Annotated in this window: 11 protein-coding genes; all 11 read left to right on the top strand. The window is 51.0% G+C overall.

The annotated features are described in order from the left end of the window. The first annotated feature begins 600 nt into the window (after window positions 1-600). Window positions 601-2001, top strand: a complete 1401-nt coding sequence (locus V3O24_RS02180; protein ID WP_331305983.1) for a CmpA/NrtA family ABC transporter substrate-binding protein — start codon at window positions 601-603, stop codon at window positions 1999-2001. Between the two features lie 242 nt (window positions 2002-2243). Then, window positions 2244-3260 (top strand): ABC transporter permease, encoded by a 1017-nt coding sequence (locus tag V3O24_RS02175; protein ID WP_104423608.1) that lies wholly within the window; start codon window positions 2244-2246, stop codon window positions 3258-3260. 14 nt (window positions 3261-3274) lie between these two features. Continuing rightward, window positions 3275-5014, top strand: a complete 1740-nt coding sequence (locus tag V3O24_RS02170; RefSeq protein WP_331305982.1) for an ABC transporter ATP-binding protein — start codon at window positions 3275-3277, stop codon at window positions 5012-5014. Window positions 5015-5307: 293 nt separating this feature from the next. Then, window positions 5308-6561, top strand: coding sequence for an alginate export family protein (locus V3O24_RS02165; protein ID WP_331305980.1), 1254 nt, complete (start codon window positions 5308-5310; stop codon window positions 6559-6561). Between the two features lie 182 nt (window positions 6562-6743). Further along, entirely contained in the window at window positions 6744-6947 is a 204-nt protein-coding gene (locus tag V3O24_RS02160) for a hypothetical protein (protein ID WP_331305979.1), read from the top strand. A gap of 75 nt (window positions 6948-7022) precedes the next feature. Then, window positions 7023-7247: a hypothetical protein gene (locus tag V3O24_RS02155; RefSeq protein ID WP_331305977.1), complete on the top strand. Its 225-nt coding sequence runs from the start codon at window positions 7023-7025 to the stop codon at window positions 7245-7247. 850 nt (window positions 7248-8097) lie between these two features. Continuing rightward, complete coding sequence (locus V3O24_RS02150; RefSeq protein ID WP_331305976.1) at window positions 8098-9303, top strand: HD-GYP domain-containing protein; 1206 nt, start codon at window positions 8098-8100, stop codon at window positions 9301-9303. Window positions 9304-9328: 25 nt separating this feature from the next. After that, window positions 9329-9568: a hypothetical protein gene (locus tag V3O24_RS02145; RefSeq protein ID WP_331305975.1), complete on the top strand. Its 240-nt coding sequence runs from the start codon at window positions 9329-9331 to the stop codon at window positions 9566-9568. Between the two features lie 250 nt (window positions 9569-9818). Beyond that, the gene (locus tag V3O24_RS02140) at window positions 9819-11018 is read left to right on the top strand and encodes an HDOD domain-containing protein (protein ID WP_331305974.1); all 1200 of its coding nucleotides are present in this window, start codon (window positions 9819-9821) and stop codon (window positions 11016-11018) included. A gap of 270 nt (window positions 11019-11288) precedes the next feature. Then, window positions 11289-12506 carry an HD domain-containing phosphohydrolase gene (locus V3O24_RS02135; protein WP_331305973.1) on the top strand — a complete coding sequence of 406 codons (1218 nt, stop codon included), beginning with the start codon at window positions 11289-11291 and terminating at the stop codon, window positions 12504-12506. Further along, window positions 12503-14866, top strand: coding sequence for an HD domain-containing phosphohydrolase (locus V3O24_RS02130; protein WP_104423598.1), 2364 nt, complete (start codon window positions 12503-12505; stop codon window positions 14864-14866). Before V3O24_RS02135 ends, V3O24_RS02130 begins: the two co-directional genes overlap by 4 nt. The last annotated feature ends 103 nt before the right edge of the window (window positions 14867-14969 follow it).

Raw genomic sequence — 14969 nt, 5'->3', positions numbered from 1 at the left:
TTAGGCAATTACCATGAAGAGCATGAAGGACATGAAGACTTAAACCTTTCATGCCGCTTCATGTCCTTCATGGTTAAAAAATGAAAAATAAAACTTGCTCAAGTTATTTCATGCACGTTCCTTAATGGCAGTGTCGCGCTACGCCGCGAATTAAATGCATTTTACGCACCCCATCCAGGCAGCGCGCCAAACAGGATAAAAACTACCCGTGCGTAATATCGGTTCCTAACCTATCCCTGTTCTATTGGAGTTAGAAGAATAGGGAAGCTTATTAGCCATAAATTTTCACCGTTGGTGCAAACAGACAATCGGATGCACAGAATTGATGCATTACCGACATCAACCCGCCTCACCTTGCCACGCCAATAACAGCCATGACCGCCTGTATTCCTGGCTTAAACCTATGAAATAGCGATTTGACAACTTTGGCATAACGATTGCTTTAATCAATACAGAGGCTCCAACGATGGGGCGCTAAAAAATAGAGGGGTTCAACGGCGAACCCAAACAGACAAAGGCGTCTACCCGGATGAATACACCCTGTATTTAGCCGGGTGACGCCTTTTTTTTGCTGATTTTTTCAAACCTGCTGAGGTCAATATGAAACAAACCGGACGACTTACTATCAAAAAACGGGTTATGGCGCTCATTGCCGTGACCGCAATATCAACTTTGTCCTTTGCAAACTGTGCCGGTGCGGCTGAAAAGCTGGAAAAAGACAGCCTAAAACTCGGCTTCATCAAACTGACCGATATGGCGCCGTTGGCGGTTGCGCTGGAAAAAGGCTATTTCGAGGATGAAGGCCTTTCGGTGCAACTGGAAGCGCAAGCCAACTGGAAGGTCTTGCTGGACCGCGTCGTCAGCGGCGAACTTGACGGCGCGCACATGCTGGCAGGGCAACCCATTGGTTCAACCATCGGTTTTGGCACTAAAGCGGACATCATTACAGCATTCAGCATGGATTTAAACGGCAATGCCATCACCGTATCGAATGACATTTGGAAACAAATGAAGCCGCAGATTCCGGTCAAAGACGGTAAACTCGTGCATCCGATCAAAGCCGATGCGTTAAAACCGGTTGTCGAGAAATTTAAAAGCGAAGGCAAACCCTTCAATATGGGTATGGTGTTCCCGGTATCCACCCATAACTACGAATTGCGTTACTGGCTGGCGGCCGGCGGCATCAAACCTGGATTTTATGCGCCGCCTCAGGATACATCGGGTCAGATTGACGCCGAAGCGCTGCTGTCTGTTACCCCGCCCCCGCAAATGCCGGCAACGATGGACTCAGGCACGATTGTCGGTTACTGCGTCGGCGAGCCGTGGAACCAACAGGCGGTGTTCAAAGGCATCGGCGTACCGGTGGTCAGCGATTATGAAATCTGGAAGAACAACCCGGAGAAAGTCTTCGGCGTGAGTAAAGAATGGGCCGACAAAAACCCGAACACCCACAAAGCAGTGGTCAAAGCACTGATCCGCGCCGCCATGTGGTTGGATGCGGAAAACAACAAAAACCGTCCCGAAGCCGTGGAAATGCTGTCGCAGAAACAATATGTCGGTGCGGATTACGAAGTTCTCGCCAACAGCATGACCGGCACCTTTGAATATGAAAAAGGCGACAAACGCGACCTGCCCGATTTCAACGTGTTCTTCCGTCACAACGCAACTTATCCGTATTACAGCGATGCAATATGGTATTTGAGCCAAATGCGCCGCTGGGGGCAAGTCAACGAATACAAGCCCGACGACTGGTATTTGGAAACCGCCAAGAAAGTGTATCGCCCCGATATTTACATGGCTGCGGCCAAGGCGCTGGTCGCCGAAGGCAAGGCGAAAGCAGGCGATTTTCCGGCCGACAACGAAACCGGCATCAAACCGCCCAGTGCTGACTTTATTGACGGCATCAGTTTCGACGCCACCAAGCCCAATGATTATCTGAGCAAGTTTGCTATCGGTCTTAAGGGCAAGCAAAAAGTGGCCGGCGGAAAGGTGGTTGAGTAATGCCATCGTTCCCACGCTCCGGCGTACCCTCTGGGGCATAAATGGGAATGCAGTAGAGACGCTCCAGCGTCGCGAAACGGGAAGCTGAAGCTTCCAACACTGGGTTCCCAAGCTAGAGCTTGGGAACCAGACCGAAAAAAAGTGCAAGTGCCGACCGAAACACCGGACGTTGAATTGGCGCAAGGACGCGTTTTTTTTACCTTTAACTTTTTGCCTTCCACCTGCTTTTAAAGGTACCGACCATGTATAAGCAACTGATAAAATTTTTAAACATAACCGGCCTCACTTGGTTTGTTCCGCTGGCGAAAATAGCCGCCGGAGAAAATCCCTCGCTGCAAATCCGCCAACTGTGGCTGGTCATGGGCGTACCGATGCTCGCTTTTATGGTCTTTCTGGGACTGTGGAGCTTTTCCGCATCGAAGGTCAACACCAGCCTGGGCGCGATTCCAGGCCCGGTCGCGGTGTGGCATGAAGCCGCCGGATTGCTGGACGACCATTTCGCCGAACGGGCCAAAGAAGCCGAGTATTACCAACGCCAGCAAGCCCGCAACGAGCAAAAACACGCCGAAGATCCTGCTGCCGAAATCAAAGTCCGCCCCTATAACGGCCAGGCCACTTATCTGGACAAGATTTTCACCAGCCTTTACACGGTGTTTGCAGGCTTTGTGATTGCGACATTGATCGCCGTGCCGCTGGGCCTGCTCTGCGGCATGAGTCCGGTATTCAACACCGCGATCAACCCGCTGGTGCAGATTTTCAAGCCGGTATCGCCGTTGGCTTGGCTGCCGATCGTCACGCTGGTGGTCAGCGCCGTGTACGTTACTACCAGTGATTCCTGGTTTGAAAAATCGTTCCTGACTTCCGCGATTACCGTCACGCTGTGCTCGCTGTGGCCGACGCTGATCAATACCGCGGTCGGCGTGTCATCGATAGACAAGGACCTGATCAATGTCGGCAAGGTGCTGCGCCTTGGCTGGAGCACCCAAATCAAGAAAATCGTGTTGCCGTCCGCGTTGCCCTATATCTTCACCGGCATGCGTCTGTCGCTGGGCGTGGGTTGGATGGTGCTGATCGCTGCGGAAATGCTCGCGCAAAATCCGGGGCTGGGCAAATTCGTCTGGGATGAATTCCAGAACGGCAGTTCCAATTCGTTGGGCCGGATCATGGTCGCGGTCTTTACGATCGGTCTGATCGGCTTTGCGTTGGACCGCATCATGCAGTCCCTACAAAACCTATTCTCTTTCGGTAGAGCACTTTAAATCAGGAGCCGAAGATGTCCGTCGTAAATCTTAACATTGTAAATAAGCGTATGCAGAACAAGCCGCTTGCGCCATCGAATGACGCCCAACTGCCTTTGCTGGAATTAAAGTCGGTCTGCAAAAGCTACGGCGCGACATCGATCCTCAACAACATCAACCTGAGTATTAAAGAAGGCGAATTCGTTGCCATTGTCGGCTTTTCCGGCAGCGGCAAAACCACGCTGATTTCAACCATTGCCGGCTTGATCCAGGCCGACAGCGGCGAGGTGCTGAAACAGGGAGCGCCGATCACCGCGCCGGGGCCGGATCGCGGCGTGGTGTTCCAGAACTATTCGCTGATGCCGTGGCTGACGGTGTTTGAAAACGTCGCGCTGGCGGTCGATCAGATTTTCAAGCACTGGCCTGCCGAGCAACGCCGGGCGCATACCGAAAAATACGTCAGGATGGTTAATCTCGGCGCGGCGATGGATAAAAAACCCGCCGAACTGTCCGGCGGCATGCGCCAACGGGTCAATGTCGCCCGCGCCTTGGCCGCCGGCCCCGACATCTTGCTGCTCGACGAACCGCTCAGCGCGCTGGATGCGTTGACGCGCGGCAACTTGCAGGATGAGATTTTGCAAATCTGGGCGCAGGAGAAGAAAACCGTGATCCTGATCACCAACGACGTCGATGAAGCTATCTACATGGCGGACCGGGTTATCCCGCTTAATCCCGGCCCCGATGCAACCTTCGGCCCGGATTTTCCTGTCAATATCGAGCGTCCTCGAGACCGAACCGCGTTAAACCATAACGCCGAATTTAAACGCTTACGCGCCGAAATCACCCGTTATTTGATGGACATCGGCATGGAAAAAAACCTGGGCTCCGCCGTTGATAAAATCGTCCTGCCCAAAATCAAACCCAACACCAACACCGAATGGGATCGCGTCTCCCCGGTCTTGGCATCCGGGCATGACGATATTGTCCGCCCGCGTTACCTGGAGTTTTCGCAGCTGTCCAAAATTTACCCGACACCCGACGGCAACGGCTCGGTCAAGGTCGTGGACGGCTTCGACCTGAAAATGAAAAAAGGCGAATTCATCTCGATCATCGGCCATTCCGGCTGCGGCAAGTCCACCGTGTTATCGATGACAGCCGGGCTGAACAGCATATCCGAAGGCGTCATCATCCTGGACAACAAGGAAATCGACGGTGCGGGACCCGATCGCGGCGTGGTGTTTCAGGCACCCAGCCTGTTTCCGTGGCTGACCGCATTTGAAAACGTGATGTTGGGCGTTGATAAGGTCTACCCCCATGCCGCCAAGTCGGAACGCGACGACATCGCCGAATACTATCTGACCCGCGTCGGTTTGGGCGACGCCCTGTACAAGAAAGCCGCAGACATGTCCAACGGCATGCGGCAGCGGGTCGGTATCGCTCGCGCCTTTGCTTTGTCGCCCAAATTGCTGCTATTGGACGAGCCGTTCGGCATGCTGGATTCTTTGACCCGCTGGGAATTGCAGGAAGTGTTGATGGAAGTCTGGGAGCGGACCCACGTCACCGCGATTGTAGTCACCCATGATGTCGATGAAGCCATCCTGCTGGCGGACCGGGTGGTGATGATGACCAACGGCCCGCACGCCAAAATCGGCAAAATCCAGGACATCGATTTACCCAGGCCGCGTAGTCGCAAAGCCCTGCTGGAACATCCCGATTACTACAAATACCGGGAGAGCATCTTGAGCTTCCTGACCGAGTGCGACCATACGCATTAGAAAAATTATTCACCACAGAGGACACGAAGAGCACGAAGTTTGCGGCTTACCAAGCTGAAGGGACAGTGAAAGTATTGTAAAAACCGGTTTTATTGTTTTTAACTTATTGATTTTCAATTGAGTACTGGAGTACAGACCTAGGCTTGTACTCCAAGTTCTTAATACTTTCACGGTCTATGAAGCTTGGGAATCAAGCTCAACATGAAATCTCACATGTTATTTCTTCGTGCCTTCGTGGTGAATCAATCCATTACGCTGAGTCATTATTTTAAATCAATCCATCAGGAGGCTTTATGCCGCAGAAAAAAACCAAACTCCCCGCCTCTTTGCTGGCGCTTTCCGTGATCAGTGGCTCGGCCTTGGCCGACGTTACCCAGCAAGTCGAAGACGCGCTTAACTTCTATCATTACGGCAAAAACGGCGCGGTCAAGGTCGACCTGAACTACCGTTACGAAAACGTCGATCAGGACCGGGGCGCGCAAAGAACCGCCAACGCCAACACCGCCCGCTTGCGGGCGGGTTTGTTGTCGCCGGTATTTCACGGCCTGCAAGGCTACGCAGAATACGAAGGCAACCTTGCGATGCAGGAGGATTTCAACAGTACGCGCAACAACAATACCGCTTATTCGACGGTTGCAGACCCTCAACAAAGCGAAGTGAATCAACTATGGCTCAGCTATGCCGGCATCCCCGATACGGTCATTAAGGGCGGACGGCAACGCATCAAGTTGGATGACGACCGCTTTATCGGCAACGTCGGCTGGCGGCAAATGGAAACAACCTTCGATTCGGTACTGCTCACCCACAACAACCAGCAGCTGTTCGGCCTGACCGTTAACGCCGGTTATATCGGCAATGTGCAAACGTTTACGTCCACGACCGAAAACATCGAAGCGCCGATCCTGAACGTCAATTATAAAGTCGGCGATTACGGCAACCTGGTCGGTTACGCCTACTTGTTGGATTATACCGAGCGGGAAAATTATGAAAAATCCAGCCAAACTTACGGTTTGCGGATGAGCAATTTTCAAAAGCCTGGGGATACTTATAAGCTCGGCGACAACTACGGCCTGGTTTATACCGCCGAATGGGGCCGCCAGATTGATTACGGACACGGCGCGACCAAATATGAAGCGGACCGCATCAACCTGATGAGCGGCTTTACCGCCTACAACTTTACCTTCCAGGGGGCGATGGAGCAGCTTGACGGCAAGGGGCTCAATAAAACCTTTGATACGCCGTTGGGCACCAATCATGCCTTCCAGGGCTGGGCGGACTTATTCCTGGCTACGCCTGCTGACGGTATCCGCGATGTCTTCGGCACCGTATTGACCACGCTGGATCGCGGTAACGTCGTATTAACCGGGGTTTATCATGATTTTTCCGATGACACCGGCCAGCTTCATTACGGCAAGGAATGGGATGTCCAGGCGCTGAAGAAATTCGGTAAGCATTATTCGGTGCTGGCGAAATACGCTTATTACGATGCGGATCAATTCGGCACCGATACCCAGAAAATCTGGGTGCAGGGGAATATCAGTTTTTGACGATTACCGGGGTTGCAATAATCCACCTCTCAAAAAACCGTAACCACTCACTAATGTTTATGCACGGATGGTATTTCTCCCGTTTGTCGCGCCTTTCTGGCGCTCGCACTTAGTGCGCCTTTGGCGGCCCAATCCGCTCCCAGCGGATTGGGCTTTGGTTACTGGCTGTTGGAACACGCCCCATGCGATGTCAATCATCAAAACCGGGCAGGCCAAACCGCATTGATGATGGCGTCGTTGTTCGGCAGGGAAGCTATCTTAAATTGCTGCTGGAGCATGCAGCCAAGCCGGATTTAGCCGATTATCAAGGCAATACAACGGAAAAGCCGGCCCAGGCGCAAGGCCTTTCCCGTGTTGTTGAAATCATTAAGTTTCATATCCGGTGATTTGAATGTCTTTGCGACCAATTACATTTTTAACTGTACAATAACTGTCAATTGATATAACTAAATGGAACAGCCATGAAAAGACTTAACATCATATTGACAGCAACAACCATCGCCTTACTGGCGGGATGCTCAAGCGCCCCAACACTCGGCGATCAAATGGTTGAGCGCGGAAAAAAACTGGTTAGCGAAGGCAATACGCAATTGGAACAAGGCGCAATCATGGTTGAGCAAGGCAAAGCCAAAATTGAGCGCGGAAACCGGATGATCGAAGACGGCAAGCAGGTCGACTCAAAATAATCCCTCTTTGCTGTAATGTGGTGTAAGGCGACAAATGCGTTGACGATAAAAGTCGCTTTGCACCTTACTATGATTCCCGGCGGCACTGAAACGGCCGGCTGTTTGTCGCGCAACGCCGCAGATCGGCTTGCTTTTCTAAAAATATTTCATATAATTGCCCCAGTTTTTAGGCCGGTAAGGCTGAGAACGGAGCCGACGTCACACCAACGGCGCAAGGATGCAATAAAGTACCAATGGGACGGTATCTCGGGTGTTGTTCTACTCTCTATGAGTTGTGCGGATATTTTTACGGAAGCGCTTATTCGTAAAAATATTTGATACGATCCTGTTTTATCGACTGGCAGAGATAAACGCCGACGCTTGAGTCGTCGCGCTGCTAAGATTCCATTCAATTAGGTTGAACCGCTCGCTAATCGATACCGGAATTATCCGTTTTCGGTCAGGCAATCGGGCCTTCACCCGCGTTTTTGCGGCAAACAAAAGCCGCTTTTCTCCCAGTACAACACCCTTGAGCCCCGATACGGGCGCGATCAGAAAACACAAGCACGGATTCCGCAACAGAAGTGTTGTTTCTATCCGGCTGCGAAGGCGTTCGCCGTTTCCGAAAGCCATCATGACGGCCACAGATCGCCCGTTTTTTAGACTCACCTTACCGGACGGCGAATTAAAATAGGGCTTGCGCGGCATGAGCCCGGTTATTTGAGGCGGCGAAAAAATAACACGGAATACTATCGGCAATTGGAAATGAGTTAAAGGACAGGGTTTTAAAACGCTATATAAATATAGTATTGCGTGATGGAACTATTGGGTATCGCATAGATAGATAAACAGTATTTTATGTTGTATAAAAATGATTAAAAAAATTAATGTAAAACAACTGCAAAAAGGTATGTTCATTTGCGGAACAGACCGGAAATGGGTCGATATACCCATTTTTCGCCGGAAATTCCTGATTAACTTAGACAAGGAAATAAACATATTACAGGAGTATTGCGAGTCGGTTTATATCGACACCCAAAAAGGTGTTGACGTCATTAGCCGATCGGAAGCTAAGACAATAATCGAGCCGCGCAAAGACGAGCCATCTGACACAAGCCCTGAAAATAATTCGTGTAAAAAAGTCTACGATGAAAGCCAAACAATATTAACTGGAGTTTTAAATGATGTCAGGCTGGGGCGCAGTATCGATAATCCCAAGATCAGGGGAATAGTCGAAGAGTTGACCGTCAACATTGTAAAAGACAGCCAGGCTATGATCGGCCTGACGCGGCTTAAAGATAAAAACGATGGCTTGGCGCGCAAATCGGTCAATGTTTGTATCTTGGCGTTGGCTTTCGGCAAGCATATAGGTATTCCGAAAGACAAAATGTATACGCTGGGTTTTGGCGCGCTGTTGCATGACATCGGTATGGTGATGATTCCAAACAGAATTTTATTAAAAGAACAGCCGTTGACAACCGCCGAACGCAAGATCATGGAAAAACATACCGAATATGGTTTGACGGTATTGACCCAAACGCCCGGCATCCCAGTGGATGTGCTAAAAATCGTTCATTCCCATCATGAACGAATGGACGGCAATGGCTACCCGAAAAAATTGCAAGACAAAGAAATTAGCCTGCTAACGCGTATGGTAACGCTCGCTTCCGTGTATGAAGCGTTAACGCGGGAGCGTCTTTACGCAGAAACGCTATCGCCGACCGAAGCATTGAGGCATCTGTATCGATCGGTGAAATCGGGATTTGATGCGCATTTGGTGGAAAAATTCATCAGGATGATCGGTATTTATCCGCTGGATTGTGTGGTCGAACTTAATACCGGAGAGGTTGGCGTGGTTGCCGATACCCATCCGCAAGAGCCGTTACGCCCGGTATTGCGCATTGTCGCCGATACCCAAAAACAGTTGCTGCCGGAAGCCCGCCTTCTTGATCTGGCGGACCCCGCGACCGAGAAAATAGGCATTATCAAGACGCTGGCAAAAGACGACCCGATGCTTGAGTTGATCGGGATGCACCGGAGGCAGAGTCAAGACGAAGCGATAAAACCCAAGCAGTAACCCATTTCAAATTAGAGGTGATGCAATGATTTTAAACGACGCTTTTTATGCAGCCTCCCTGCCCAAAGTAACAATAGTTTCATTTCCCGATACGCCGGATTATTGCCGATGTCTGGGTGGTCTTTTATTACCCAAAGAGACAGTTTTTTTGTTCGTTCATACGGTCTGGAAACGTCCGATAGCAACAGTGACCAAGCCGGTTGCCGAGGAGAATGATGAGTGGGAAGGCTTCTATGAGGGTGGAGGCGGTTGGGAGGAGTTTTGATGCGTGAAAAGGCAAGAAGTCATAACGAAGCTTTGGCGGAGATTGGAAACCATTGAAACGGTATACCAAAAGCAGGTATTGCGTTGCAAAACGACCTGATCCTGTTCCGCTCTAAAGCGCATTATAAAAAATAGGCCTTTCCTTGCATTTCGCGATGTTCTGTAGATTTGACGATTGAAACCGGTACAACTTATTGGAATAGGGCGCAAGCTCCATCCTGTTTTTTAATTTAATCCTTTAAACAATTTAAATGGCAGACATAATAATTGGGCGGCAACAGATTTTCGATCAAAAGCTGAATGTTTGCGCCTATGAGCTCCTTTTTAGAGGCAATGACTTTAACCTGAATTATAAGGACGACGCCGCCAAAGCGACCCAGCAGGTTATTACCGACACGATTTTAGAGCTTGGCCTCAATACCATAGTGGGGCCTCATAAAGCCTTCATTAACTTTACGACTCAGAACATCCTGGACAAAACGCCTTTGCACCTGCCTAAGGATAGAATAGTCATTGAAGTACTGGAAAATGTTGAAATCGATTCAAGAATTATCGCCAACTTAAAAGAGTTGTCGGAATTGGGCTATATCATTGCGCTGGACGACTTCGTTTTCTCCGAGATGTGGACGCCGCTGGTCGAATTTGCCGACATTATCAAGCTGGATATTCTGGAGATGGGCGAGTTAAAAACGCGCGAGCTGATCAATCGGCTGAAACCTTACAACGTACAATTGCTGGCGGAAAAAGTAGAGACATACGCCGAGTACCGATACCTCGTTGAACTGGGCTGCGATTATTTCCAGGGCTTCTTTTTCAACAAGCCCAACACGGTTTCCGGCAAGCGCATGAGCGTTAATCAAGCGACAGCCATTCAATTGTTAAACACAGCCAACAACCCGGATGTCGAATTTGAAGACATGACCAAGATAATCTCCCTGGATGTCGGGCTTAGCTATAAGTTGCTGCATTACATCAATTCCGCGTTTTTCGCCCTGCCCAATAAAATTTCATCCATCGGCCATGCCATTTCTTATCTGGGGCTCAAGGAAATGAGACGCTGGATAAATATATTGATGCTGGCATCCTTATCCAGCAAGCCGGAAGCGGTTATGCAAAACGCCTTGATACGCGGCAAAATGTGCGAGGAACTGGCGGGCCTGACGGGCAATAAATCAGGTGATTTTTTTCTGATCGGCATCTTATCCAACCTGGACAGCTTGCTGGATATGCCTTTGGATGAAGCGCTTAATCAACTGCCTTTGGCCGATGATATTGTCTCCGCCATATTGCACAAAGAAGGACTGGGCGGGGAAGCGCTTGATTGCGTTATCAGTTACGAACGTTGGGATATTTCATCAATAGCATTTAAGGATGTCGACCAAGCCATCATCGGCGACACTTATATTCACAGTATCAACTGGGCGAAAAACGTCATGGGCAATATAAAGTAATACCAATCCCAATAAGTTCGCATATTATCCCTTCTCCAGCGGGAGAAGGTTAGGTTGAGGGGATTCAAATAAAAACTTATTGGGATTGGTATAACCATGCCGTATCAGCCAAACTATCGCACAATATCGGCCTTATCCCGCAAGTAGGCTTAAAGTATTGTTTTGTTTTATTAATGATAAGCTATGCGAGTAAAAATAAATGCCGAGAGCGGTAAAAACACGTTGCGCAGCCCATTGGGCGGCTCGATTAACTAAAAGACAACAAAACACATGTCAGAATTGCAATACATTTTATTGTCCACCGGCGTCATGCTGGCTTTTTTGGGTTTTTTTATCGTCTTGGAACTGTTGCTTCCACCCGGTTTTCCCGACAAAAGCAGAAAACAGGTCAGAAATATCGTATTTATTCTGTTTGGTATAGTAGCGCTTACATTTCACCTGAACATAGGAGACGATGTCATCGTCGATCTTCGAGGCGCCGCCATTGCGATAGCAAACATTTTCGGCGGCTATTGGGTGGGATTTGCGACAGCAGTGGTTGAAGCCGTTTACCGGTGGCGTATCGGGGGAGCGGCGGCGCTTGCAGGTTTGCTTGGGATCATGGGCTGCTTTCTGCTTTCGGCAATCCTTGTGGCGCTTTCCCGAGCAAAAAATGCTTCCAATGATGTCCGGCTTGGAACTATTCTGCTGGCGGGGATTGCCGTCGGTATTTCGGAATCCTTGTCTCTACTGTTGATTCCAGGGCCTTCAGGCGGCCTGTCGATATTCCATAAAATCGGTATGACAGTGTTCTTAGTACAGTTTGTATCCACTATGCTGTTCGGCGGTTTGCTTAAGCTGCTGGATGAGCGTTTGCAGGCGGTAGCCGAATCCGGCCGGAAAACCCAGACATTGAATGAAATCCTCAAGCAATCCATCGGCGCTCTTTCTTCGGCTATGGTGCATCGCGATCCGACTACCGCAGGCCATGAAAAACGCGTGGCCGATTTGGCGGTGGCGGTAGGTAAAGAGTTGGGATTTGAGCCGGACCGTCTGGAGGGCTTGTATCTGGCGGCGCTGGTGCATGATGTCGGGCAAATCCAAGTTCCGGCGGAAATATTGGTTAGGCCCAGGAAGCTGGGGCCGGAAGAATTCGAGCTGATCAAGGTGCATTGCGAGGCCGGTTACGACATTCTGCGGGACGTCAAATTTCCCTGGCCGATTGCCGAAATCGTTTACCAACACCATGAAAATGTAGACGGTTCAGGCTATCCGCGCGGGCTCAACGATGAGCGGATTTTGCCCGAGGCGAAAATCATTCACGTCTGTGACGCGCTTGAGGCGATGCTGTCGCACCGGCCTTTCCGCCGGGCGTATGACATTGACTACGCGATGCGGCAAATGCAGATCTACAGCGGCAGCCATTACGACCCTGAAGTGATCAATGCCTGTATCCGGCTGTTTTGCGATAAAGGTTACACCTTCCCTGAACCGGGAAAGCAAACATGAACAATCATAATCCGGCTAATATCCCTTCGATGCAGGGAGGGCAAAAATTCGTTCGCGACATTACCACGCGCAACCCGGTTACGGTATCGGCCGGATTGACGCTGGCGTTGGCCGCAGAGCGTATGGAAACCTTGCGCATCAGCTGCTTGTTGATCGAGGACGCAGGCAAAATCATAGGCATATTGACCGAACGCGATGTGATCCGGGCGCTGAATCGGAAGATTCCGGTCAGTCAAACCGTTGATGCGGTGATGACGCGCGGCGTCATTTGCATCAAGGAAGCCGAAGAGCTGCACTCGGCTTATCAACGGATGGTGCTGCATGGTGTCCGCCACCTGCTGGTAACCGATGCCGAGGGTAAGCCAACCGGCATTGTCACTGAAACCGACTTTCGTAAAAATTACAGTATCGAACGCTTCGTTGGCGCACTCAATATCGCCGGAGTGATGACTCAGGAACACCTTGGCATGCGAGGCGATAATTCGGCTATGGAGGCTTCAGTCGAAATGCAGAGACTTAATATCGGTTGTGTCGTCGTGTTGGAACAACGAAAGCCTATCGGTATCGTCACCGAGCGCGACATGGTCAGGTTGTTCCGCCTGCAAAAACTGGAGTCCCGGCTGGCCGACGTGATGAGCGGGCCGGTGCATAGCGTGACGCAGGACATGCTGTTGGTCGATGCGGTGGCGGCAATGCAGGCATTGAACATCCGCCGCTTCGTGGTGGTGGACGAAAGCGGATGTATGGTTGGGATTCTCAATGAGCATGACATTGTCGGTCATTTGGAGGGTGAATACATCGATATGTTACAGCAGCTGGTCGTTAAGCAGGCTCAGAAACTCAATGACGACAGATTCCGCGCAGTGGTAAACCATTTGCCGCATAAGATCATGGTCAAGGACACCGCCTCCGTCTATGTGTCCTGCAACGAAAGCTATGCCCGCGATCTTAACATCCGGCCGGAAGATATTGAGGGCAGGACCGATTTCGACTTCTTCCCGAGAGAGTTCGCGGAGCGCTATCGGGCCGACGACCGTAAAGTGATGTCGGAACAGGTCACCATTTCAATTGAGGAGCCCTATATCAGAGATGGTGAGCAGCACTGGATTCACACCACCAAGGCGCCGCTGCTGGACAGCGATTGCAACGTGAACGGCGTGGTGGTGATTTTTCATGATGTCACGGAAAGAAAGCGTACCAACGAGCAGCTCAAGCGTCGCAGCTGGGCGTTGGAAGCGCTGCGTTGCAGCGGTAGAGCGCTGGTTTTTTCCGAAACGGAAGCCGATTTGCTGCAAGCTGTTTGCGATGCGATTACCCAGCAGGATATGTATGTGCTGGCCTGGTTCGGCTGGGCTAGGCGGAATGAAACGCGTAGCGTCGAAATTATCGCCGGGTCCGGCGCGGCGCGCGACTATATAGACGGGCTCAATGTCAGTTGGGCCGACGATAAGTTCGGCAATGGGCCGGCCGGCAGGGCGATACGTTTTGGGCGGACGACGGTCTGCAACAAACTCCTCGAAAGTTCGGATTTTTCACCTTGGCGGCAAAAAGCCGAGAATTTCGGCATCCGGTCTTCGATTTCGTTACCGGTCAAAGTCGATGACAGAATCGCCGGCGTGCTAACGGTATATTCCAAAGATCCCGAAGCGTTTGGCGAGAGTGAAATCAGTCTGTTCGATGAGCTTGTTTCCAACCTCGGTTTCGGTATTCAGTCGCGCAGGACGCGCGCGGCCTACGAAGGATCGTTGCTGGAAATAGCTAATCAGGCCGTCAAGCTGGAAAAAACGCTGGAAGATACATTGCTCGCCGTAGCCTCCACTCTGGAACAGCGAGACCCGTATACCGCCGGGCATCAAAAGCGCGTTGCCGATTTGGCTATGGACATCGGCAAGGAAATGGGGCTCGAGGAGCACCGTCTGCGCGGGCTGCATTTAGCGGCCACCGTTCACGACTTGGGCAAGATTCACATTCCCGCCGATATCCTCGCTAAACCGGGGCGTCTGACGGCTGCTGAGTTCGGCTTGGTCAAAACACACCCAGAGGTTGGCTACAAGATTCTAAGCCAGATCGATTTTCCTTGGCCGATTGCCGAGATTATCCGCCAACATCATGAATACCTGGACGGTTCGGGCTATCCGCGCGGCTTGAAAGGGGATGAAATTCTGTTGGAGGCGCGCATCGTTACTATCGCCGACATCGTGGAATCGATGTCCTCGGATCGTCCTTACCGGCAGTCGTTGGAAATTGCCGACGCGATACGGCAAGTTATTGCGATGCGGGGCGGTAAGCTCGACAGTGCGGCTGTGGACGCCTGCCTGAAAGTGCTTTCCAGCGGAAAATTCCTGCCGAACGTGATGTAAGGTCTAAGCCGCCGCCGTTTACAGGGAGAGCGAACGAACAACTTGGGCGGGATGGCTGAAAGGCGGGGTATGGGGCGGACTGAGCGGTGCGCCCGATTTCACC

It is taken from the genome of Methylobacter sp. Wu8 (genome assembly GCF_036440755.1).
GTDB classification, from domain to species: domain Bacteria; phylum Pseudomonadota; class Gammaproteobacteria; order Methylococcales; family Methylomonadaceae; genus Methylobacter_A; species Methylobacter_A tundripaludum_A.
The sequence above is the reverse complement of the archived record's forward strand: the minus strand, read 5'-3'. Positions and strand labels throughout refer to the sequence as shown.